The 19,610-nt window shown below is 70.2% G+C and carries 18 protein-coding genes; 9 read left to right on the forward strand and 9 right to left on the reverse strand.

Translation table 11 applies throughout. The annotated features are described in order from the left end of the window. Positions 1-34: 34 nt before the first annotated feature. Positions 35-721, reverse strand: a complete 687-nt coding sequence (locus ACWPN5_RS00585) for a TetR/AcrR family transcriptional regulator (protein WP_492293673.1) — start codon at positions 719-721, stop codon at positions 35-37. A 148-nt stretch (positions 722-869) separates the two neighbouring features. Here ACWPN5_RS00585 and ACWPN5_RS00590 point away from each other — a divergent pair, with 148 nt between their 5' ends. The 3 genes from ACWPN5_RS00590 to ACWPN5_RS00600 all read left to right on the forward strand — a co-directional run bounded on the left by ACWPN5_RS00590 (position 870) and on the right by ACWPN5_RS00600 (position 4,708). After that, a complete protein-coding gene (locus tag ACWPN5_RS00590; RefSeq protein WP_492293675.1) occupies positions 870-1,622 on the forward strand; it encodes an SDR family NAD(P)-dependent oxidoreductase in 753 nt (250 codons plus the stop codon). A gap of 210 nt (positions 1,623-1,832) precedes the next feature. Beyond that, on the forward strand, positions 1,833-3,038 hold the full coding sequence (locus ACWPN5_RS00595) for an OpgC family protein (protein WP_492293677.1): 1,206 nt from the start codon (positions 1,833-1,835) through the stop codon (positions 3,036-3,038). A 158-nt stretch (positions 3,039-3,196) separates the two neighbouring features. Next, on the forward strand, positions 3,197-4,708 hold the full coding sequence (locus tag ACWPN5_RS00600; protein WP_492293679.1) for an alpha/beta hydrolase: 1,512 nt from the start codon (positions 3,197-3,199) through the stop codon (positions 4,706-4,708). 3 nt (positions 4,709-4,711) lie between these two features. Here the strand turns inward: ACWPN5_RS00600 and speE are convergent, their stop codons facing one another. Together speE and speD are read right to left on the reverse strand one after the other, a co-directional pair. After that, positions 4,712-5,572 (reverse strand): polyamine aminopropyltransferase, encoded by an 861-nt coding sequence (gene speE, locus ACWPN5_RS00605; RefSeq protein WP_492293681.1) that lies wholly within the window; start codon positions 5,570-5,572, stop codon positions 4,712-4,714. Beyond that, positions 5,569-6,078, reverse strand: coding sequence for an adenosylmethionine decarboxylase (gene speD / locus ACWPN5_RS00610; protein WP_145682744.1), 510 nt, complete (start codon positions 6,076-6,078; stop codon positions 5,569-5,571). The genes speE and speD overlap by 4 nt, the downstream gene beginning before the upstream one ends. 208 nt (positions 6,079-6,286) lie before the next feature. On the opposite strand from speD, the gene ACWPN5_RS00615 reads away from it, so the two are divergent. Further along, positions 6,287-7,048: a gamma-glutamyl-gamma-aminobutyrate hydrolase family protein gene (locus tag ACWPN5_RS00615; protein ID WP_145682746.1), complete on the forward strand. Its 762-nt coding sequence runs from the start codon at positions 6,287-6,289 to the stop codon at positions 7,046-7,048. An 88-nt stretch (positions 7,049-7,136) separates the two neighbouring features. Here the strand turns inward: ACWPN5_RS00615 and ACWPN5_RS00620 are convergent, their stop codons facing one another. Continuing rightward, positions 7,137-7,631, reverse strand: a complete 495-nt coding sequence (locus ACWPN5_RS00620; protein ID WP_094301349.1) for a MarR family winged helix-turn-helix transcriptional regulator — start codon at positions 7,629-7,631, stop codon at positions 7,137-7,139. 397 nt (positions 7,632-8,028) lie between these two features. On the opposite strand from ACWPN5_RS00620, the gene ACWPN5_RS00625 reads away from it, so the two are divergent. Next, positions 8,029-8,712, forward strand: coding sequence for a fumarylacetoacetate hydrolase family protein (locus tag ACWPN5_RS00625; RefSeq protein WP_492293684.1), 684 nt, complete (start codon positions 8,029-8,031; stop codon positions 8,710-8,712). A gap of 25 nt (positions 8,713-8,737) precedes the next feature. Continuing rightward, positions 8,738-9,532, forward strand: a complete 795-nt coding sequence (xth, locus tag ACWPN5_RS00630) for an exodeoxyribonuclease III (RefSeq protein WP_145682750.1) — start codon at positions 8,738-8,740, stop codon at positions 9,530-9,532. A gap of 4 nt (positions 9,533-9,536) precedes the next feature. On the opposite strand, the gene ACWPN5_RS00635 is transcribed toward xth, so the two are convergent. Genes ACWPN5_RS00635 through ACWPN5_RS00655 form a run of 5 tightly spaced genes read right to left on the reverse strand, consistent with a single transcriptional unit; the run spans position 9,537 to position 14,964 of the window. After that, on the reverse strand, positions 9,537-10,124 hold the full coding sequence (locus ACWPN5_RS00635; protein WP_200479742.1) for a histidine phosphatase family protein: 588 nt from the start codon (positions 10,122-10,124) through the stop codon (positions 9,537-9,539). Next, on the reverse strand, positions 10,121-11,383 hold the full coding sequence (locus ACWPN5_RS00640; protein ID WP_492293687.1) for a glycosyltransferase family 4 protein: 1,263 nt from the start codon (positions 11,381-11,383) through the stop codon (positions 10,121-10,123). Before ACWPN5_RS00640 ends, ACWPN5_RS00635 begins: the two co-directional genes overlap by 4 nt. 31 nt (positions 11,384-11,414) lie before the next feature. Further along, positions 11,415-12,395: a sensor domain-containing diguanylate cyclase gene (locus ACWPN5_RS00645; RefSeq protein ID WP_145682756.1), complete on the reverse strand. Its 981-nt coding sequence runs from the start codon at positions 12,393-12,395 to the stop codon at positions 11,415-11,417. Positions 12,396-12,436: 41 nt separating this feature from the next. Further along, positions 12,437-13,711: a glycosyltransferase family 4 protein gene (locus ACWPN5_RS00650; protein WP_492293689.1), complete on the reverse strand. Its 1,275-nt coding sequence runs from the start codon at positions 13,709-13,711 to the stop codon at positions 12,437-12,439. Then, positions 13,708-14,964, reverse strand: a complete 1,257-nt coding sequence (locus ACWPN5_RS00655; RefSeq protein WP_145682760.1) for a glycosyltransferase family protein — start codon at positions 14,962-14,964, stop codon at positions 13,708-13,710. The genes ACWPN5_RS00650 and ACWPN5_RS00655 overlap by 4 nt, the downstream gene beginning before the upstream one ends. A 193-nt stretch (positions 14,965-15,157) precedes the next feature. Here ACWPN5_RS00655 and ACWPN5_RS00660 point away from each other — a divergent pair, with 193 nt between their 5' ends. The 3 genes from ACWPN5_RS00660 to ACWPN5_RS00670 are packed head-to-tail and all read left to right on the forward strand — an operon-like array spanning position 15,158 to position 19,459. After that, positions 15,158-17,797 (forward strand): ABC transporter ATP-binding protein, encoded by a 2,640-nt coding sequence (locus ACWPN5_RS00660; protein ID WP_145682768.1) that lies wholly within the window; start codon positions 15,158-15,160, stop codon positions 17,795-17,797. A 28-nt stretch (positions 17,798-17,825) separates the two neighbouring features. Beyond that, the gene (locus ACWPN5_RS00665) at positions 17,826-18,281 is read left to right on the forward strand and encodes a cyclic nucleotide-binding domain-containing protein (RefSeq protein WP_145682773.1); all 456 of its coding nucleotides are present in this window, start codon (positions 17,826-17,828) and stop codon (positions 18,279-18,281) included. Positions 18,282-18,301: 20 nt separating this feature from the next. Then, positions 18,302-19,459 (forward strand): glycosyltransferase family protein, encoded by a 1,158-nt coding sequence (locus tag ACWPN5_RS00670; protein ID WP_492293692.1) that lies wholly within the window; start codon positions 18,302-18,304, stop codon positions 19,457-19,459. Positions 19,460-19,610: the final 151 nt, after the last annotated feature.

Genomic DNA, 19,610 nt, shown 5'->3' on the forward strand with positions numbered 1-19,610 from the left:
TCCCCGTGAGCGACGCCGGACGCGTCCGGAACGCTCAAGCGGCCGGGCGGCCGCCGACGCGGGCGTCCCAGCCCAGCATCGCCACCTCGGCCACGGCCTCCAGCTCGGCGCGCTCCGCGCCGTCGCGGGCGAGGATCGACATGCCGGCCTGCACCGTCTGCACGAAACGGGCAAGCGCGTGGAGATCGACCGAGGCCGGAATCTCGCCCTCGGCCACGGCCCGCGCCATACGCTCCGTCAGGATATCGACCGCCGAGGCGCGCGCCGACCGCACCACCTCGCCCAGCTCGGCGTGCCCCTCGCTGCCGACCGCGGAGAGCGTCACCATGCAGCCGCGCGGGATGTCGCCGCGGCAGCCGGTGAGCGCCGCAGCCGAGTCCATCAGCAGGCCCATGACAGCCTCGCGGGCGGTGTCGGCGGTGAAGAAGCGCCCCCAGACCAGCCCCTCGTGGCTTTTGCGGTAATGGTTCAACGCCTCGACGTAGAGCGCCTCTTTCGATCCGAAGGCGGCGTAGAGGCTGGGCGAGCCGATTCCCATCGCCTCCGTCAGGTCGGCGATGGAGGTCGCCTCGTAGCCCTTGGTCCAGAACAGCCGGGTCGCCTGGGTCAGGGCGGCCTCGCGGTCGAAGGCGCGCGGCCGTCCACGCCCGCGGGCGGGCGGCGTGCCGGCCGTCTGGGCGGTCCTGTCATCGGTGCGCGGGGTCGGACGTGATTTCTGCATCGATCACTATTTAATCCCGCCGCCGCGTGGGGGCAATGGCCTCGGACAACGGTGTTCTATTTCTGTGTCGATCAATACAAAAAACATTGACCGAGGCGCCGAACACCTCTAGCTGTTTTTGTATCGATCGACACAGAAAGGATGGGTCATGGGTCAGCCGATGGGTGAATTGGTTGGAAAGCGCGCCCTGGTGACGGGCGGTTCGCGCGGCATCGGCGCCGCCATCGCTCTGGCGCTCGCCGACAAGGGTGCGGATGTGGCGATCTCCTACGAGCGGTCGGCCGAGCGCGCCGCCGAGGTCGTCCGGGCGATCGAGGCGAAGGGCCGGCGCGCGGTCGCCATCCAGGCCGACAGCGCCGATCCGGCGGCCATGACGGAGTTGGTCCGTCAGACGGTCGAGGGGCTCGGCGGCCTCGACATCCTGGTCAACAACGCCGGCATCGCCCGCCAGGGCCTGATCGCCGAGATGAGCCTCGCCGACATCGACGCGCTTCTGGACGTCAACGTGCGCGCCGCGGTGCTGGTGGCGCAGGCGGCCATCCCGCATCTGAACGAGGGCGGACGCATCGTCTTCATCGGGTCGTGCCTCGCCGACCGCATCACCGCGCCGGGCGTCACCGTCTATTCGATGACCAAGTCGGCGCAGATCGCCCTGACGCACGGCCTCGCCCGCGAACTCGGCCCGCGCGGCATCACGGTGAATCTGGTCCAGCCGGGGGCGACCGACACCGACATGAATCCGGCGAACGGCGATCATTCCGAAATCCTGCGCTCGCAGACGCCGCTCGGTCGTTACGGCCAGCCGGAGGACGTGGCGGCGGCGGTGGCCTTCCTGGCCAGCCCGGCGGCGCGGCAGATTTCCGGGGCCACCCTGACGGTGGACGGCGGCCTGAACGCCTGAACGCCTGATGCCCGAACCGGTTCGGGGAAGCCTTTGTTCGAAAAGGCTCTCCCGGACGGCTTCGGTCAAGGATTAACGATCCGTTAACGACGAATATGGGGCGACCCGAGGACCGCCCACACCAGCGACGGAGACGCCACAGATGCGCCACGCACCGATGAAAACGGCCGTTCCCTCCGCAACCCGGCCGCCGCGGCGGAGTGTTGCCCGATGAGCCGCTCCGCGACGCTCGACGGGCTGCGTGGCTATTTCCTCGTCTTCATGATGGTGAACCACGTGGTGCTGGCCGGCGGCGTGCTGCTCGCCAAGGTCAACCACGCCGAACTCGGCTATGTGCAGGACGCCCAGGGCTTCGTGCTGCTGTCGGGCATTGTCGCCGGGATGTACTACACCCGCGTCTGGACCCAGCGTTCGCCCGAAGCGGCCCGGCGCCGTCTGTTCGCCCGCGCCCGCGAGCTGTACGTCTCGACCATGCTGGTGATCGCGCTGGTCACCGCCATGGTGGTGCTGGTCCCCGGCGCGCGAGAGCCGCTGGGCGGATTCCTCGGGCATCTGGCCGGACTGGAGCCCGGCACCCTGCTGGCGAGCGCGCTCCTGCTGCATTCGCCGACCTTCACGGATCTGCTGATCCAGTACATCCTCTACCTCGCGGCGACGCCGCTGCTGCTCCGCCTGATCCTCGACGGCCACGCCCGCAAGGTCGCGCTGGGCAGCGCCGCGCTGTGGGCCGCCGTGCAGATGGGCCTGCATGTGCCGGTGCTGAGCGCGCTCGACGCCGGGCTGGGGCGGCTCGGCGACGGGCTGGCGGTGCGCGGGCCGTTCAACCCGCTCGCCTGGCAGGTGCTCTACGTCGCCGGGCTGCTGATCGGCAGCGCCGTGCAGCGGGGCCGCTTCGACACCGACCGCTGGTTCCCGGTCGAGCGGCCGCCCTGGCTGGTTCCGGCGCTGGTCACCGTGGTGGTCTGCGCGGTCTGGCACCTGTCCTTCGTCCACGAGCTGGTCAGCCCGATCGTCGGCGAGCGTTTCCTGCGCTACGTCGACCGCACGGAGTTCAGCCTCGTCTACCTCGCGAACTTCGCGGCGCTGGCCTATGCCGTGTCCTGGCTGCTCATCGCCGGGCCGCGGTCGTCCCACCCGGTCGCCGCCGGCACCGCACGGCTGCTCACCGCGCTGTTCACCCTGCCCTTCCTCCGGCTGCTGGGGCGGCACTCGCTGCAGGTCTACCTGTTCCACGTGCTGGTCGCCTACGCGATCCTGCTGATCGACCTGTTCGGCGGCCCCTTCAACCAACTCACCAAGGCGGTCCTGCTGCTCGCCAGCGTCGCCAGCCTCGCCATCCCCGCCCTGTGGCGCGAGCGGAACCGCGCCAAGCCGGCGGAGCAGGGCGCCGTCCGGATGGGCTCGTCCCAAGGCTGAGCGCGCCGGGGGCTTGGACGGACGGGACCCGTCTTGTCCTGGACAAGCCCGCCCCGCTGGGTCAAAGAGAAAGCATCGAAAGGGGTGGGACGGGTGGAAGGGTCATCGCCCGGCCGATCCCCGCCCGCCCCTGCGCTGCTTGAGGACGATCGACCCGCGTGACGAGACGCGCCCATCATCGGTGGTTGGGGACTCTCGCCGCCGCCCTGCTGGCGGTGGCGGCGGCCCTGGCCCCGGCGCCGGCCAAGGCCGACCCCCGCTTCGTGCCCGGTCCCTGCTGGTTCTCTGTGCCGGAGGGCGAGGCCGCGCTGTGCGGGACCGTCGGCGTGCCCGACCGGCGCGACCGGCCGGCGACGCGGGCCTTCCGCCTGCCGGTTGTCGTCCTGCTGTCCACCGCCAAGCAGCCGTCCCCCGACCCCGTCCTGTTCCTGGAGGGCGGTCCCGGCGCCTCCCCCTTCGGCAGCGGCGAGGCGGTGGAAGAGCGGATGGAGGTGTGGTGGTCGCTGACCGCCGGGTTCCGCCGGTCGCGCCACGTCGTGCTGTTCGATCCGCGCGGCGCCGGGCGGGCCGAGCCGGACACCGACTGCCCGGAGCTGGACGTGCTGGGCGCCTCGCCCCGCTTGCGCCCGGTGTCGCGGGACCGCCGCGCCACGCTGGAGCGCACGGCCATCGCCGCCTGCCGCGACCGCTTCACCGCCGCCGGGCTGGACGGCGCGATGTTCACCACCCCCATCGCCGCCGACGACGCCATGGACGTCGCCGCGGCGCTGGGCGCCCCGCGGGTCAACCTGTTCGCCGTGTCCTACGGCACGCGGGTGGCGCTGGAGATCCTGCGGCGCCACGGCGGGCGGGTGCGCACGGCGGTGCTCGATTCCATCTACCCGCCCGACGTCAACGCGACGGAGGAGGCGCCCTGGCTGGTGCAGCGGGCGTTCAAGCGGCTGTACGACGACTGCGCGGCAAACCGCGTGTGCCGCGCCGCCTATCCGGACCTGGAGCGCCATCTGCTGGAGCTGGTGGAGCGGCTGGGCAAGGCCCCGGTGGACGTGCCGGTGGGCGACCCGGAGATCCCGCGCTGGGCGCGGCTGGACAGTGGCGCCGCCCTGTCGGCCCTGCTGGAGGCGATGGCCGAGGGCGAGAGCGTGCCCCGCCTGCCCGCCCTGATCGAACGGGCGTGGCGCGGGCGCTACGACCGCCTGACCGACTGGGTCCCCGCCCCCTGGCTGGGCGACCCCGACTCGGCGGAGGGCATGGCCTTTTCCATCGAATGCCGCGAGACGGTGAATCCCGCCGATCCGCTGCGGCTGGCCGACGCCGCCCGCCGCTTCGCCCCCTACGGCGCGGTCACCGCCGACGATCCCGGCCGGCGCGTCTGCGCCCAATGGCCCGCCGCCGCGCAGGAAGCGTCGGAGCGGCTGCCGGTGGCCAGTGCGGTGCCGGTGCTCCTGCTGTCCGGCGCCTACGACCCGCTGACCCCGCCGGAGTGGGCGGAGCGCGCCGCGACGACCCTGCCGAAAAGCCGGCACCTCGTCTTCCGCAGCGCCGGGCATCTGGTCACCGCGTCGGACGACTGCGCCGTCGCGGTGGCCGCCCAGTTCGTGGATTCGGAAACCCTGCCCGCCAACGCCTGCCCGGCGGCGGCCAAGCCGCCGGGGTTCCAGCCGCCATAAACCCTACTTCAGCGCGTCCAGCATGAAGGCCGGCAGGGCGAAGCTGGCGACGTGGATGTCGGGCGTGTAGTAGCGGGTGGTCAGCCCCGCCGCGGCGAAGCGCGGGCGGATCGCCTCCGCCGTCTGGCGGCGCAACGCCGCGTCGTCGGTGGCCCAGCCGAAGGCCATGAAGCCGCCGTAGTAGCTGGGCACCGGCGCCACGAAGAAGCTTGCGTCCGCGAACAGCCGGCCCAGCCGCCGGTGGCTGTCCTTCAGCTCGCCCGGCTGGAGGAACGGCACGCCGTTCTGGGTGACCAGCACGCCGCCGGGGGTCAGCCGGGCCTTGCAGTCGGCGTAGAACTCCTCGGTGAAGAGGACCGCGCCCGGCCCGTGGGGGTCGGTGGAATCGACGATGATGACGTCGAACCGCTCAGCCGTTTCCTTTACGAAGGCGCAGCCGTCGGCGATCACCAGATCGGCACGCGGGTCGTCGAAGGCACCGGCGCTGATGGACGGCAGATGGGCGATGGACAGGTCGACCACCGAGCGGTCGATCTCCACCATCGTCACCCGTTCCACCGTCTTGTGCTCCAGGCAGCGGCGCAGCATGCCGCCGTCGCCGCCACCGACGATCAGGACGCGGCGGACCCGCCCATGCGCCAGGATCGGCACATGGGTCAGCATCTCGTGATAGACGAACTCGTCGCCTTCGGTGGTCTGGACGACCCCGTCGAGCGCCATCACGTGGCCCAGCACCGGGTTCTCGAAGATCACCAGGTCCTGGAGGCCGGTGCGGTCGCGGTGCAGGACGCGGCCCATGCGCAAGCGCTGGGCCACGTCCTTGTGCAACGTCTCGTCGTACCAGCCGGAGCCGGAGTCGCTCATGACCCGGTTTCGCCGCGCAGCAGCTCGTCGCACTTCACGCCGGTGGGCTTGAAGGCGCGCTCCAGCACCGGAATGGCCTTCATGGGCTGGGCGTCGCCGCACATGAAGATGTCCAGCGCGGCGTAGCCGCGTTCCGGCCAGGTGTGGATGCTGATGTGCGACTCGGCGAGCACCGCCACGCCGGAGACGCCGCCGTTCGGCGTGAAATGGTGCAGGTGGATGTGCAGGAGCGTCGCCCCCGCCACCTCGACCGACTCGATCAGCGTGGAACGGACATGGTCCAGCTCGTCCAGACGTTCGGCACCCCACAGATCGACGATCAGATGGGTGCCGGCGCAGACCTTGCCATCGCGGACGATGAAATGGTCTTTGCGGTCGTCTTGAGATTCCCTCCAGGGACCGGAAGTGATGTTGGTCCGGTTGGAGATTTGACCTTCCGTTTGGGCTTTCCTTGGATCGCTTCCCAAGTCCATCCCCAATTGGAAGAGAGAAGCGGTCTTCGCCATCGTTCTCCCCCATCAGCAGATGTTCCGCGCAAATGGCGCGGAGGAGGGGGGCATATGGGACAAATTCGCATGCGAATCAACACAATTCTGTCCCCGCATCCCCTTTGTGCTTGGCGGCGGGCCTCTGGCGCGCTGTGCGGCGGCGGCGCATAATCGCCCGGCCGCCGCCTTCCGGAGCGGTCCGGAATCCTGTCTGGAGGTCCCCGCCATGAACCGCAAGCCGCTGATCGGCGTTCCCGCCTGCGCCCGCATGATGGGCGAGCATCCCTTCCACGTCGTCGGCGACAAGTATGTGCGCGCGGTGTCGGACGGGGCCGGCGGCATGCCGCTGCTGATCCCGGCGCTGGGGACGGCGCTGGACATGGACGAGGTGGCGGGACGGCTCGACGGGCTGCTGGTCACCGGAAGCCCGTCGAACGTCGAGCCGCACCGCTACGGCGGGTCGCCCAGCGAGCCGGGCACCCTGCACGACCCGGAGCGCGACGACACCACCCTGCCGCTGATCCGCGCCGCGCTGGAGATGGGCGTGCCGCTGCTCGGCATCTGCCGCGGCTTCCAGGAGCTGAACGTGGCGCTGGGCGGCACGCTGCACCAGCGGGTGCACGAGGTGCCGGGCTATTCCAACCACCGCGAGGACAAGGAGGCGCCGCTGGCCGTGCAGTACGGGCCGTCGCACAGCGTCCGGCTGACCCCCGGCGGCGTGCTGGAACGGCTGGCCGGCGGCGCGGCGGCGGTGACCGTCAATTCCCTGCACGGGCAGGGCGTCGACCGGCTGGCCGACGGGCTGATCGTGGAGGCGATGGCCGAGGACGGGCTGGTCGAGGCGGTGCGCGTGGCGGGGGCGCCGGCCTTCGCGCTGGCCGTGCAATGGCACCCGGAATGGCGGTTTTGGGAGAATCCGCTGTCGGCGGCGATCCTGCGCGCCTTCGGAAGCGCCGCCGCCGACCGGGCAAGTCGGCGCCTTTCCTGAAAGATGGTTTCAGGACAATAGATTAGGTCAACAATCGGCGGGTGCCGCGTGCCCAGGAATTGGGCACGCCGCCCTTACGCCATCGCCCTCAGCCGGCCCGCGAGATGCGGCGGAGGAAGTCGATGAGCTGCGCCTGCTCCTCGGTCGAGAGATCCTTCACCATGGCCTTGTCATGGGCCTGGATGCGCGGAATCAGCTCGTCCAGCAGCTTCTCCCCTTCCGGGGACAGGCGGAGCGCGTAGGAGCGGCGGTCGTTGGGCGAGGGCGCCCGGATGACGAGGCCGCGCGACTCGAGCCGGTCGATGACCGCGACCATGGTCGAACGGTCGATGCCCACCGCCGAGCCCAGGTCGGACTGCGACAAGCCCTCGTTCTCCTTGATCATGATCAGGACGCCGAATTGCCCCGGCGTCATGTCGTGGGGCGCCACGGCGTTCTGGAAGCTCTGGAACACAGCCACCTGCGCCTTGCGCAGATTGTAGCCGACGAGCTCCGGCAGAGGGCCGAGGGCCATCTTTCCGGTCTTGCTCGGACGCTGGCGGGTGCGCCGGTCCGAGGGGGTGGGGCGGTCGATGTCGGTCAACGTGAAAGCCGTCGTTTATTGACTAGTCTATTGGTCGTGTAAAATGCAGGCAGGTGCCGATTTTGTCAGCAAGAACCACACAATCCGCATCATTTGCATAGCACCCATTCCCGTTGCGCATTGGTTCGGCCCGGAAGCGGCTCCACCTCTAACCCTATGAAGTGATCGCGCTCCTGACCCCGGCCCCCCCGGAAACAGGCATGCCGGCGCGGTTGCCCGCCGACGGTTCATTCCCCTGCCGCAGACGGGTTCCGAACACGGAGCTTCCGACGCCCGGTCCCCCCCAGACCGGGCGTCTTCGCGCCAAAGCCCCGGCCCGACGGCTGGGGCTTTTTTCTGGTGCTCTTTCCGGTAGGGTGGTTGCCCGAACCGCACCCCTCCGAAAGAAAGGCGCGCCATGGCCTACGCCATTTCCCTGTGGCCCCAGCCCACCGTTCCGGTCGCCGGCGGCGATCCGTTCCCGGTCCGCCGCATCTACTGCGTCGGCCGCAACTACGCCGCCCACGCGCGCGAGATGGGCGCCGATCCGGACCGCGAGCCGCCGTTCTTCTTCATGAAGCCGGCCGACGCCATCGTCGCCGACGGCACCGCCATCCCCTACCCGCCCCGGACCGCCAACCTGCACCATGAGATCGAGCTGGTCGTGGCCATCGGCACCGGTGGGCGCGACATTCCGGTGGAGCGCGCGCTGGACCATGTCTACGGCTATGGCGTGGGGCTGGACATGACCCGCCGCGACCTGCAGAACGCGGCGAAGAAGGAAGGCAAGCCCTGGGACATGGGCAAGGGCTTCGACCAGTCCGCCCCCTGCGGCACGCTGCGCCGCGCCGCCGACATCGGCCACCCCGACAAGGGGTCTGTGACGCTGTCGGTCAACGGGGAACTGCGCCAGAAGGGCGATCTGGCCGACCTGATCTGGACCGTGTCCGAAACGATTTCCTACCTGTCGGGTCTGGTCGAGCTTCAACCGGGCGACCTGATCTACACCGGCACGCCGGAGGGCGTCGGCCCGGTGGTCGCCGGCGACCGGCTGGAAGGCGCGGTCGAGGGCGTCGGCACCATCGCCGTCACCATCGCCTGACATCGGCAATACGGATCACCGGACGATGCGCATCGCCACCTGGAACATCAACTCCGTCCGCATGCGGATGGACCTGCTGCTGCGCCTCATCGACGAGACGCAGCCGGACGTCATCTGCCTGCAGGAGACCAAGGTCGTCGACACCGACTTCCCGATGGCCCCGCTGGCCGGGAAGGGCTACGTCCACGCCCACATCCACGGGATGAAGAGCTACAACGGCGTCGCCATCCTGTCGAAGCTGCCCTTCGCGTCGCGCGACGTGCAGCACTGGTGCGGCAAGCAGGACTGCCGCCACGTCTTCGCCGAACTGCCCGGCGGGATCGAGCTGCACAGCGTCTACATCCCGGCGGGCGGTGACATTCCGGACCCGGAACAGAATGACAAGTTTGCCCACAAGCTTCAGTTCGTGGACGAAATGACCGAGTGGTGGACGACCCGGCGCAGCCCGGACCGCCGCATGGTCATGGTCGGCGACCTGAACATCGCGCCGCTGGAGAACGACGTCTGGAGCCACAAGGAGCTTCTGAAGATCGTCTCCCACACCCCGGTGGAGGTGGCGAAGCTGACGGCGATGCAGGCGTCCATCGGCTGGGTGGACGCGCTGCGCCATTTCGTTCCGCCCACCGAAAAGCTCTACACGTGGTGGAGCTACCGCGCGAAGGACTGGGCGGCCTCAGACCGCGGCCGGCGGCTCGACCACATCTGGGTCACCCCGCCGCTGAAGGACGCGCTGACCGGCCACCGCGTCCTGCGCGAGGCCCGCGGCTGGGAGCCCAAGCCCTCCGACCACGTTCCTGTGATGGTCGATCTGGCCCTGTGATCGGTTAACTTTCCGCGACCAGCGGCACGTTCATCGCCACGACCGACGGCGTCCCATCCTCCGCCACCCGGAAGCGGTGGGCGCAGCCGTCGGTCAGGCGGTGGGCCGGCTTGCCCACCATGTCCCAGCCGGTGGCCAGCGCGTAGAGCGCCCGCATCACCCCGTTGTGGGCCACCGCCCCGGTCGGCACGCCCCCGGCACCCACCTCGGCCAGCCAGGGGATCAGCCGGTTCTGCACGTCGCGCGGGCTTTCTCCGCCCGGCGCCCGGAAGTCGAGGCCCATCCGCTCGCGGTCGGCGGTCAGGGCGCCACTCGACCGCAGCTCCTCCAGCAGGCGGCCTTCCCATTCCCCCCAGCCCATCTCGACCAGACGCGGTTCGGGTGCCGGGTCAAGGCCGAGCAGCCGGGCCGTCTCCCAGGCCCGCCGCTTCGGGCTGGCGACCCAGCGGTAGCCAAGAACGTCCGGCGGCAGCCTCCAGGTGGCGACTCGGGCGCGGCCCTCGTCGGACAGCGGCTCGTCGATGCCGCCCTGGAGACGGTGCGCGGCGTTCCAGGCGGTCGGCCCGTGGCGCAGGATGATGAGGTCGGTCATGGGTTCCCTTTCCGCGCGGCGCCCCGGACGACTTTGTCCAGAACCTCCATCGCGTTGGTCAGATCGTGCTCCGCTTCGGTGATGCGGCGCGCCGCCTCGCCGAAGCGGCGGCGTCTCCCAGGATCGTCGAGCAGCGCCCGGACGGCGGCGGCGAAGGCCGCCCCGTCGCCCACCGGCGGCAGCAGCCCGGTCACGCCGTCGCGCACCACGTCCGGCACCCCCCCGGTCCGCCCCGCCACGACCGGCAGCCCGGCGGCCTGCGCCTCCAGCAGAGCCATGCCGTAAGCCTCGTTCACCGCCGGCCAGACCATCAGGTCGGCCGCGGCGTAGAGCGCGGCGAGGGCATCCGAATCTTGCTGGCCGAGGAACACAACTCCCTCCCCCGCCCAGCTCTCGCGCAAACCAAAGGTTTGCGCTGACGCGGCAGGCGGACCTTCGGTCCGCCGAGAGCGGGGGAGGGTTGGGGTGGGGGCAAGTGTGCCATCCCCGAACATCGCCTCAATCCGAGCGCGAGCAGGGCCGTCGCCTGCGATCAGCAGATGCGAACCGCTTGCCCCCACCCCGGCCCTCCCCCGCTTCGCAGGGGAGGGAGAGAGGGCTTCGGCCAGGATTTCGTACGAACGCTCCTTGTCGCCGCCGCGCATCATGCCGACGGCCAGCAGCCAGGGAATATCCGGATTCAAACCGTAACGCTCGGCCAGCGCCGCCCGGTGCCGGGTGCGCTCCGCGGCGGCGGCCGCGAAGGGCCGCGTGTCCAGGAAAGGCCGCAGCCGCACCAGACGGTCGGGCGATTGCAGCAGCGGCAGCACCCCCTCGGCGTCGTGGCCGGCGAGGTTGACCACAGCGGCGGCCTGCCGGATCGCCGCCTCGGCGGCGCGATGGCCGGCGGCGAAGGGACCGGTGGCCCGCTTCCCCGCAAAGGACGCCTCCGCCACCACATAGGGAATGCCGAAACGGCGGCTGACCGCCGGGCCGATCCAGTCCGGCGCCTTGTGGTAGAGGTGATAGGTGAACCAGAGGTCCGGCGGGTCGTCCCGCCAGCGCCCCGTCAGCCGGTCGGCGCAACGCGCGCCCAGCGCCGCCAGACGCTCCGCCCGGCCCGGACGGCGCCCGTCGTCCCAACTGCGCAACGTGCAGGCCAGAGTCACGCTGTGCCCGGCCCCCTCCAGCGCAGCCATCAGCAGCCGGGCCATGCGGCGGTCGCCCGACGGCACCGGGTGGGTCGGGGCTTTCAGCGGGGCGTAGAAGGCGATGCGCATCGCGGCCCCGGTGTCATGGTGGAAAAATCGCTCAGAACGGGGTCGGTTCCAGTGCGCAGACGACCCGGTTCCGCCCGGCGGCCTTGGCGCGGTACAGCGCCTCGTCCGCGCTGGACAGCATGGCGTCGACGTCGCGAGTCCCCGCCGCGCAGCAGGCCACGCCGATCGACACGGTGAAGCGCACCGCCTGATCCCCCGATGGCACCGCCAGCTCCGCCGTGCGCCGGCGGATGCGCTCCGCCACCATGCGCGCCCCGGCGACGTCGGTGTCCGGCAGCAGGATGGCGAACTCCTCGCCGCCGGTGCGGCCCAGCAGGTCGTTCTCCCGCAGCAGGGCGCGTCCGGCGGCGGTGAAGGTCCGCAGCGCCTCGTCCCCCACCGCATGGCCGTGGGTGTCGTTGATGCTCTTGAAGTGGTCGAGGTCGAGCATCAGCAGCGTGACCGGCCGGCCGTGGCGGCGGGCGCGGGTCAGCTCCTGCTCCGCCGCCTCGACGAAGTGGCGGCGGTTGGACACGCCGGTCAGCGGGTCGGTGATCGAGAGCCGGCGCAGCCGTTCCTCCGACTCCTTCAGCGCTGTCACGTCGTTGATCAGGACGTAGATGACCGGCAGCCCGTCCCACGGCAGGGGCGACATGCTGACCTGGACGCAGGTCCGCTCCCCATCGGTGGACACCATCACCCCGTCCTGCGACCGCACCAGTTCGCGCTTGCGCAGGCAGCGCAGGAAGGCGTCCCGCTGGTCGTCGATGCCCGATTCCTCGACGAAGTCCAGGAAATGGCGCCCGACCAGGGCGTCGCCGCTCTGGCCCAGGATGCGCGCGGCCTCCTGGTTGGCGAAGACGATGCCCATTTCCTGATGGATCAGCAGCCCGGCGGGGAGCAGGTCGAGCATGTTGCCCAGCTTGCTGCGCGTCAGCGACAGCTCGTGGCTGGTCGCCACGGCGTCGCTGTCGTCGTCGAAGTCGATAAAGGAAAGGGTGTCCAGTTCGGAAGAGGCGTACAGACTCGACATGACGTCGCAAAGGTGGAGCAAAGCCGCACTCTATCCCGTCGTCAGCCGCCGTGCAATGCACAGCATCCTCCGACGGACAGACGAGCAGGATTGCTATTTCCGGTTGCGAAACGATCGTGCAGCCGGTCGATCCCCGAGTCGCTGCCGAAGTCGCGGCGCACCCGCTCGGCCCCCGCCACCGCCAGCGCCGCACGGCGGGCCGGGTCGCGGAGCAGCGACTCGAGCGCGCCGGCCAGCGCGGCGGCGTTCTCCGGCTCGACCAGCGTGCCGGTGACCCCATCCTCGATCAGTTCCGCCACGGCGGCGGCGCGGGTGGACAGGCAGGCCAGCCCCTGGCTCTGCGCCTCCATCAACACGTTGGGCAGCCCGTCGCGGTCGCCGTCGCGCGCGGTGCGGCAGGGCAGGACGAACAGGTCGGCGCGGCGGTACTGGGCGATCACCGCGTCCTGTGCCTGCGCCCCCTGCCAGTCGATCCGCCCGTCCAAACCCAACGCCGCCGCCTGCGCCTTCAGCGCGGGCAGCCGGTCGCCGCCGCCGATGTGGGTCCAGCGCCAGTGCAGCCCGGCGGGCAGGCGGGCCAGCGCGTCGAGCAGCAGGTCGAAGCCCTTCTTCTCCACCGCCCGACCGACCGACAGCAGCCGCAGCGGGTCGGCCGGGTCGGACCCGTCGCGCGCCGGGCGCGCCTCCGCCGGGGCGGGGAAGCGGCTGAAGTCCAGCCCGTGGTAGAGCAGCTCCACCCGGTCCGGTTGCGGCGCCAGCGTGCGCAGGCGGTCGAGGCCGAGCGCGGTGCAGGTGACGCCCCAGCGCGCCTCGGCCAGCTTGTCCCGCAGGTCCCAGTCCGGCGAGGTCCAGATGTCCTTGGCGTGGGCGGAAAAGCTCCAGGGCAGGCCGGTCAGCAGCGCTGTGTAGCGGGCGACGCTGGCCGGGGTGTGCAGGAAATGGGTGTGCAGCCAAGTGACGTCCGCCGGCAGCTCCGCCGCCAGCACGCAGGCCTGGCCGAAGCGCCGCGCGCGGTTGCGGCTGGGGTCGCGCCGCAGGTCGGCCAGCCAGGCGGCCCGCGCCGCCGGCCAGCCGGGACGCCGCCGCGCCGCGGCCAGGGCGCGCAGCACGCGGCCGGGCGCGTCGTGCAGATATTCGGGCAGATAGGTCACCGGGGCGGTGACGCGGCGGTTCAGCTCGTGCACCGCCTTGTCGGTCGGTTGACGCAGGCTGACGATGAGTTGACGCAACCCGCGCCGCTCCAGCCCCAAAATCTCCTGCGCGATGAAGGTCTCCGACAGGCGGGGCCAGCCCTTGACGATGACGGCAACGGTCACGCGGCGTCCCCGGCAGCCATCTGGTGCTCGGGCGCGCACGGCGGCTGCGACAGTGCCGGGGCCGGGTCCGAAGCCAAGTCCGGCAGGTAGCGCGCCGACAGGCGGTTGACGCTCTCCAGCCCGCCGAGCAGGCCCGGCACCACCACCGAGGAGGGCGGCGCCTGCCAGGGCAGCCGGCGCAGCGCCGCCGCCATCGCCGCGGCGTCGCGCACCCCGTCGTCCATCAGCACGGAGACCAGCCCCAGCTCCTGCGCACGGGCGGCGCGGATGGTCTGCTCGCGCCGCGGCACCTCGCGCGGGACGATCAGCGCCTTCTTGTCGAAGGACAGGATCTCGCAGAAGGTGTTGTAGCCGCCCATGGCGACCACCCCGACCGCCCCCTGCATCAGCCGCTCGATCCGCGCCTCGAAGGCGGTGGCCTCGACGTTGGGCAGGGCGTCCGCCCGCGCCAGGAACTCGGCCTGGAGGTCCGGCTGCATGAAGGGGCCGAAGACCAGCACGGCGCGGTAGGGGATGCCGGGATCGCTCTCGTAGGCGCGCAGCACCCAGTCGACCAGCGCCTCGCCGTCGCCGCCGCCGCCGGGGGTGACCAGGATGTAGGGCTCGTCCGGCAGGCCGGGGCCGTGCGGGAGCGCCGGGGGCACGGTGCGGTGCAGGTAGCCGGTGTAGACCATCTTGTCGCGCACCGACTGCGGAACCTCGATCCCCTCCAGCGGGTCGCAGATCTGCGGCAGGCCGTAGGCCCAGATCTCGTCGTACAGGTTTTCCAGCGCCGGCAGGACCTTCTTGCGCTCCCACTCCGGGGCGAGCAGGGCCGGCTCGTCCATCACATCGCGCAGGCCGAGCACCAGCGGCACGCCGCGGCCCTTCAGAAGCTCCAGCGTCTCCCGCACCTCGCCGCGCAGGCCGAGCGGCTCCTTGTCGACGATGAACAGGTCGGGCTGGTAGACCTCCGCGGTGTGGCGGATCAGCGAGGCCCGCATCGACAGGATCTCGTCAATGTCCAGATGCAGGTTCAGCGCCGTGTATTCGCCGTTGCGCAGCTTGATGACGCCGGGGATGCGCACGAAGTCCACCCGCGTGCGGAAGTCGAAGCTGCCGACGATGGGCGAGCCGGACAGGATCAGCACGGACAGGTTGCTGTAGCGCTCCACAAGCGCATGGGCGATGGCTCGGCAGCGGCGGAGATGGCCGAGGCCGAACGTGTCATGGCTGTAGATGAGCACGCGGCCCGAGGTCGGACGTTCGCTCATAGACTTCCTACCTCTCCCGATTGGCCTCTTGTGTCCGGCCGCGGCTTGGCCGATGAACGGGTGTGCGCCGTGCCGCCGCCGGGATGGCGGTGGGCCGCGTGCAGGCTCACCATATCCTCAGCGGCCAAGCGGCAGAGGGGGTAAGGTGTCTGCCTGCTCCCGGCACCGGCGTCCCCTTGCGTAGAATGGCGCTATGGAATCCAGCATTTTCCGATTCATCCTTCGGCACAGCGTCCGTCAGCAGATCGTGCTGACCCTGATGACCCTGGCGTCCTTCCCCTTCCTCTACGCCTCGCTCGACCTTCCGAAGCGGATCGTCAACGAGGCGATCGCCGGGAAGAAGCTGCCTGAGTCCTTCCTCGGATTCCATCTCGATCAGGTGACTTACCTGTTCGTCCTATGCGGACTGTTCCTGACTTTGGTGCTGGTCAACGGCGCGTTCAAGTATGTCATAAACACCTACAAGGGCCGGCTGGGCGAGCGGATGCTGCGCCGCCTGCGGTACGAACTGTACGTGCGCGTCCTACGCTTCCCCCTGCCCCGCTTCCGAAAGATGTCGTCCGGGGAGATCATCCCCATGATCACGGCGGAGGTGGAACCGCTGGGTGGCTTCATCGGGGACGCCATCGCCATCCCGGTGTTCCAGGGCGGCACCCTGCTGGTCTACATCGCCTTCATCTTCGTCCAGGACCCGGTGCTGGGGGCAGCGGCGGTGTCGCTGTACCCGTTTCAAGGCTGGCTCATCCCACGGCTTCAGCGCAAGGTCAATCAGCTTGGCAAACAGCGCGTACGTGCCATGCGCCAGATCGCCGACCGCATCGGCGAGACGGTGTCCGGCATCCAGGAGGTGCACACCCACAACACGGCGTCCTGGCACCTCGCCGACCTCAGCCACCGCCTGGGCGACGTGTACCGCATCCGCTTCGAGATTTACCAAAGAAAGTTTTTTGTCAAATTCCTGAACAATTTTATAAACCAGCTCACCCCGTTCTTCTTCTACGCGATCGGCGGTTACCTGGTGATCCATGGCCAGCTCTCCTTCGGTGCGCTGGTCGCGGTGCTGGCCGCCTACAAGGACTTGGCAGCCCCTTGGAAGGAACTCCTCGACTGGTACCAGCAGAAGGAGGACAACCGGATCAAGTACGAGCAGGTGGTGGAGCAGTTCCACGTCCCCGACCTGCTGGCCGAACGCCTGCTGCAGGAGGAGGAGGACGTCCCCTTCACGGGCAGCCTGTCCTTCCGCAACGTCGGGTTCGGGGAGGACGGCGGATCGCCCATCCTGGAGGGGGTGACCTGCGACATCCCGCTGGACGGCCACACCGCGCTGATCGGCCTCGGCTCGGGACGGGACGAGTTGGCGCAGCTCGCCGCCCGCGTGCTTCTGCCCTCGTCGGGCCAGATCCGGCTGGGCGAGCATGATTACGCGGAGCTGCCGGAGAGCGTGACCGGGCGCCGCGCCGCCTATGTCGGCGCCACCCCCTACCTGTTCTCCGCCTCGCTCTACGACAACCTCGTCTACGGGCTGCGCCACCGGCCGCTGCGCGAGAACGGCGAGAGCGAGGAGGAAGCGGAGCGGCGCAAGAGCCGGATGACCGAGTCGGTGCTGTCCGGCAACGCCACCGACGACGTGCACGCCGACTGGATCGACTACGCCGCCGCCGGCTGCGACGGGCCGGAGGATCTGAAGGCCCGCATCCTGCGCGTGGTGACGATGGTCTCGCTGCAGGACGACGTGTACGGCATGGGCCTCAACCGCACCGTCGACCCGGAGCACCGCCCCGACGTGGCCGCCCGCGTGATGGAGGCGCGCGACGCCATGCGCGCGATGATGCTGAACAACCCGGAGCTGGGGCGGCTGGTGGAGCGCTTCGACCCCGACCGCTACGCCGTGAACGCCACGCTGGCGGAAAATCTGCTGTTCGGAACGCCGGTCGGGCCGATCTTCCAGACTGACGCGCTGGCTTCCAATCCCTATATGCTGCATGTGCTGGACAAGGTGGGGCTGAGCGACACCATCCTGGAGACCGGCCACAAGGTGGCGGAGACCATGGTCGAGCTGTTCGCCGGCCTGCCGCCCGGGCATGAGTTCTTCGAGCGCTTCTCCTTCATCGGCTTCGCCGAGCTGCCGGAGTACCAGGCCATTCTGGCGCGCACCGCGAAGGAAGGGCTGGAGGCGCTGCGGCCCGAGGAGCGGACCCGGCTGATGACGCTGCCCTTCAAGCTGATCGGCGCCCGTCACCGTCTGGGCCTGATGACCCCGGACCTGGAGAAGAAGCTCCTGCAGGCGCGGCACCTCTTCGCCAGCGACTTGCCGGCGGACCTGAAGCACGCCGTCGCCTTCTTCGACCCGGAGGCCTACAACGCCGCGGCCAGCATCCAGGACAACATCCTGTTCGGGAAGATGGTCTACGGGCAGGCGCAGGTGCAATCCAAAGTGGGCCGCATTGTGGCGGAGCTGGTCGACCAGCTTCACCTGCGCGACACCATCGTGGAGGTCGGGCTGGACCATCCGGTGGGGGTGGCCGGGTCGCGCCTGTCCGCGGCACAGCGCCAGAAGGCGGCGCTGGCCCGCGCCCTGCTGAAGCGCCCCGACCTGCTGGTGCTGAGCGAGGCGACCAGCGGCCTGGACACCAGCAGCCAGAGCAAGGTGCATTCCGCGATCCTCGGGGAACGCAAAGGATGTGGCCTTGTGTGGGTTCTGCAGCGTGCCGGCTTGGCACGGGCGTTCGAGCGAGTCATTGTGATGAAGGACGGTCGAATCGCCGAGCATGGACGCTTCGACGAGTTGAACAGGCCCGGTACGTTGTTGCATGAATTGATAGCCGCCGAATAAAGCCGGCGGCGTTGAGGAGGCAGACGGCATGAGCATCGCCGAAGAAGTCAATTGCCTGCGCAGGATTCCCCTGTTCGCCAACATCGACACTTCCAAGCTCAAGCTTCTGGCCTTCACCAGCGAGCGGTTGAGCTTCCGGTCGGGGGACATCCTGTTCGAGCAGGACGAGATGGGGACCTGCGCCTACATCCTGCTGCGCGGGGAGGCCGAGGTGGTCATCGCCGGCCCCGGCGGGCCGCTGGCCGTCGCCACGCTGGGATCCAACGAGATCGTCGGCGAGATCGCCATCCTGTGCGACGTGCCGCGCACCGCCACCGTGCGCGCCAGCACCGACCTGGAGGCGCTGTGCGTGCCGAAGGACCATTTCCTCCAGATGATCGCCGACTTCCCGCAGATGGGTCTGGAGATCATGCGCTCGCTGGCCCACCGCCTGGAGCAGACGACGGTGCGCCTGCGCGAGGTCCTGGCCGCTCAGGCGACCTGACGCGCCGCGATCGACATCCCATGCGTGTTCTCTTCCACGTCCAGCATCTGCTGGGCATCGGCCACGACCGCCGCGCCGCGCTGATCACCCGCGGGCTGGCCGAGGCCGGCGTGGCGGTGACGGTGCTGCGCGGCGGGCATCCGGTGCCGGGGATCGATTACGGCCCGGCGGCCGAGATCGTCCAGCTTCCCCCCGCCCGCGCCGCCGACAGCGGCTTCAAGACCCTGCTGGACGAGCACGGCCGGCCCATCGACGACGCGTGGCGCGCCCGGCGCCGCGCCGCAGTTCTGGAGACCCACGAGCGGGTCCGGCCCGACGCGCTGCTGATCGAGTCCTTCCCCTTCGGGCGGCGCGCCTTCCGCTTCGAGCTTCTGCCGTTGCTGGAGGCCGCCAAGGCCGGCGGGGCGGTCACCGCCTGCTCGGTGCGCGACATCCTGGTGACCAAGGCCAAGCCGGAACGGCTGGAGGAAACCGTTTCGACGGTGGAACGGCTGTTCGACCATGTGCTGGTCCATGGCGACCCGGAGCTGATCCCCTTCGCGGCGACCTTCCCCGCCGCGGCGCGGATCGCCGACCGCATCCGCTACACCGGTTACGTCGCGGCCCCGCAGGGCGGCGCTGCGACCGGCGCCGACGGCACCGGCGAGGTGATCGTGTCGGTGGGCGGCGGGGCGGTCGGCCTGCCGCTGCTGCGGGCGGCGCTGGCGGTGCGTGCGTCAACCCCCGCCGGACTTGACGCACGCTGGCGCCTGCTGGCCGGGCCGGACGTGCCGGAGGCGGCGTTCCGCGCGCTCGTCGCCGACGCCCCGCCGGGCACCATCGTGGAGCGGGCGCGGCCGGACTTCCCCGCCCTGCTCCGCCGCTGCCGCCTGTCGATCAGCCAAGCCGGCTACAACACCGTGCTCGACGTGCTCCAGGCCGGCTGCCGGGCGGTGGTCGTGCCCTTCGCCGCGGGCAGCGAGACCGAGCAGGCCACCCGCGCCCGCCTGCTGGAGGAGCGGAGCCGGCTGGCCGTGGTCGACGAAGCCACCCTGACCCCGGAGACCCTGGCCGCGGGCGTGGCCAAGGCGCTCGCCCTGCCCCCGCCGCCCGTCCTCCCCCTGCGCCTGGACGGCGCCACCACCACCGCCCGCCTGCTGCGGGACGCGGTGGCCTACCGCCAAGGCAACAGCCGCTAAACCAATCAAGACGCTTGGATTTTTCCGGTGCGGGGGCCATGCTGACGGTCACCGTGTTCGCTGTCCTTCTAACCCTTTCCCCTCTCGGGAGAGAGGAGGGGGAGGGGGTTTGCGCAAGGCGGTATGTCCGGCAAAAGCGCAACCCCCTCAC

Source organism: Azospirillum sp. UENF 211521 (assembly GCF_058780535.1).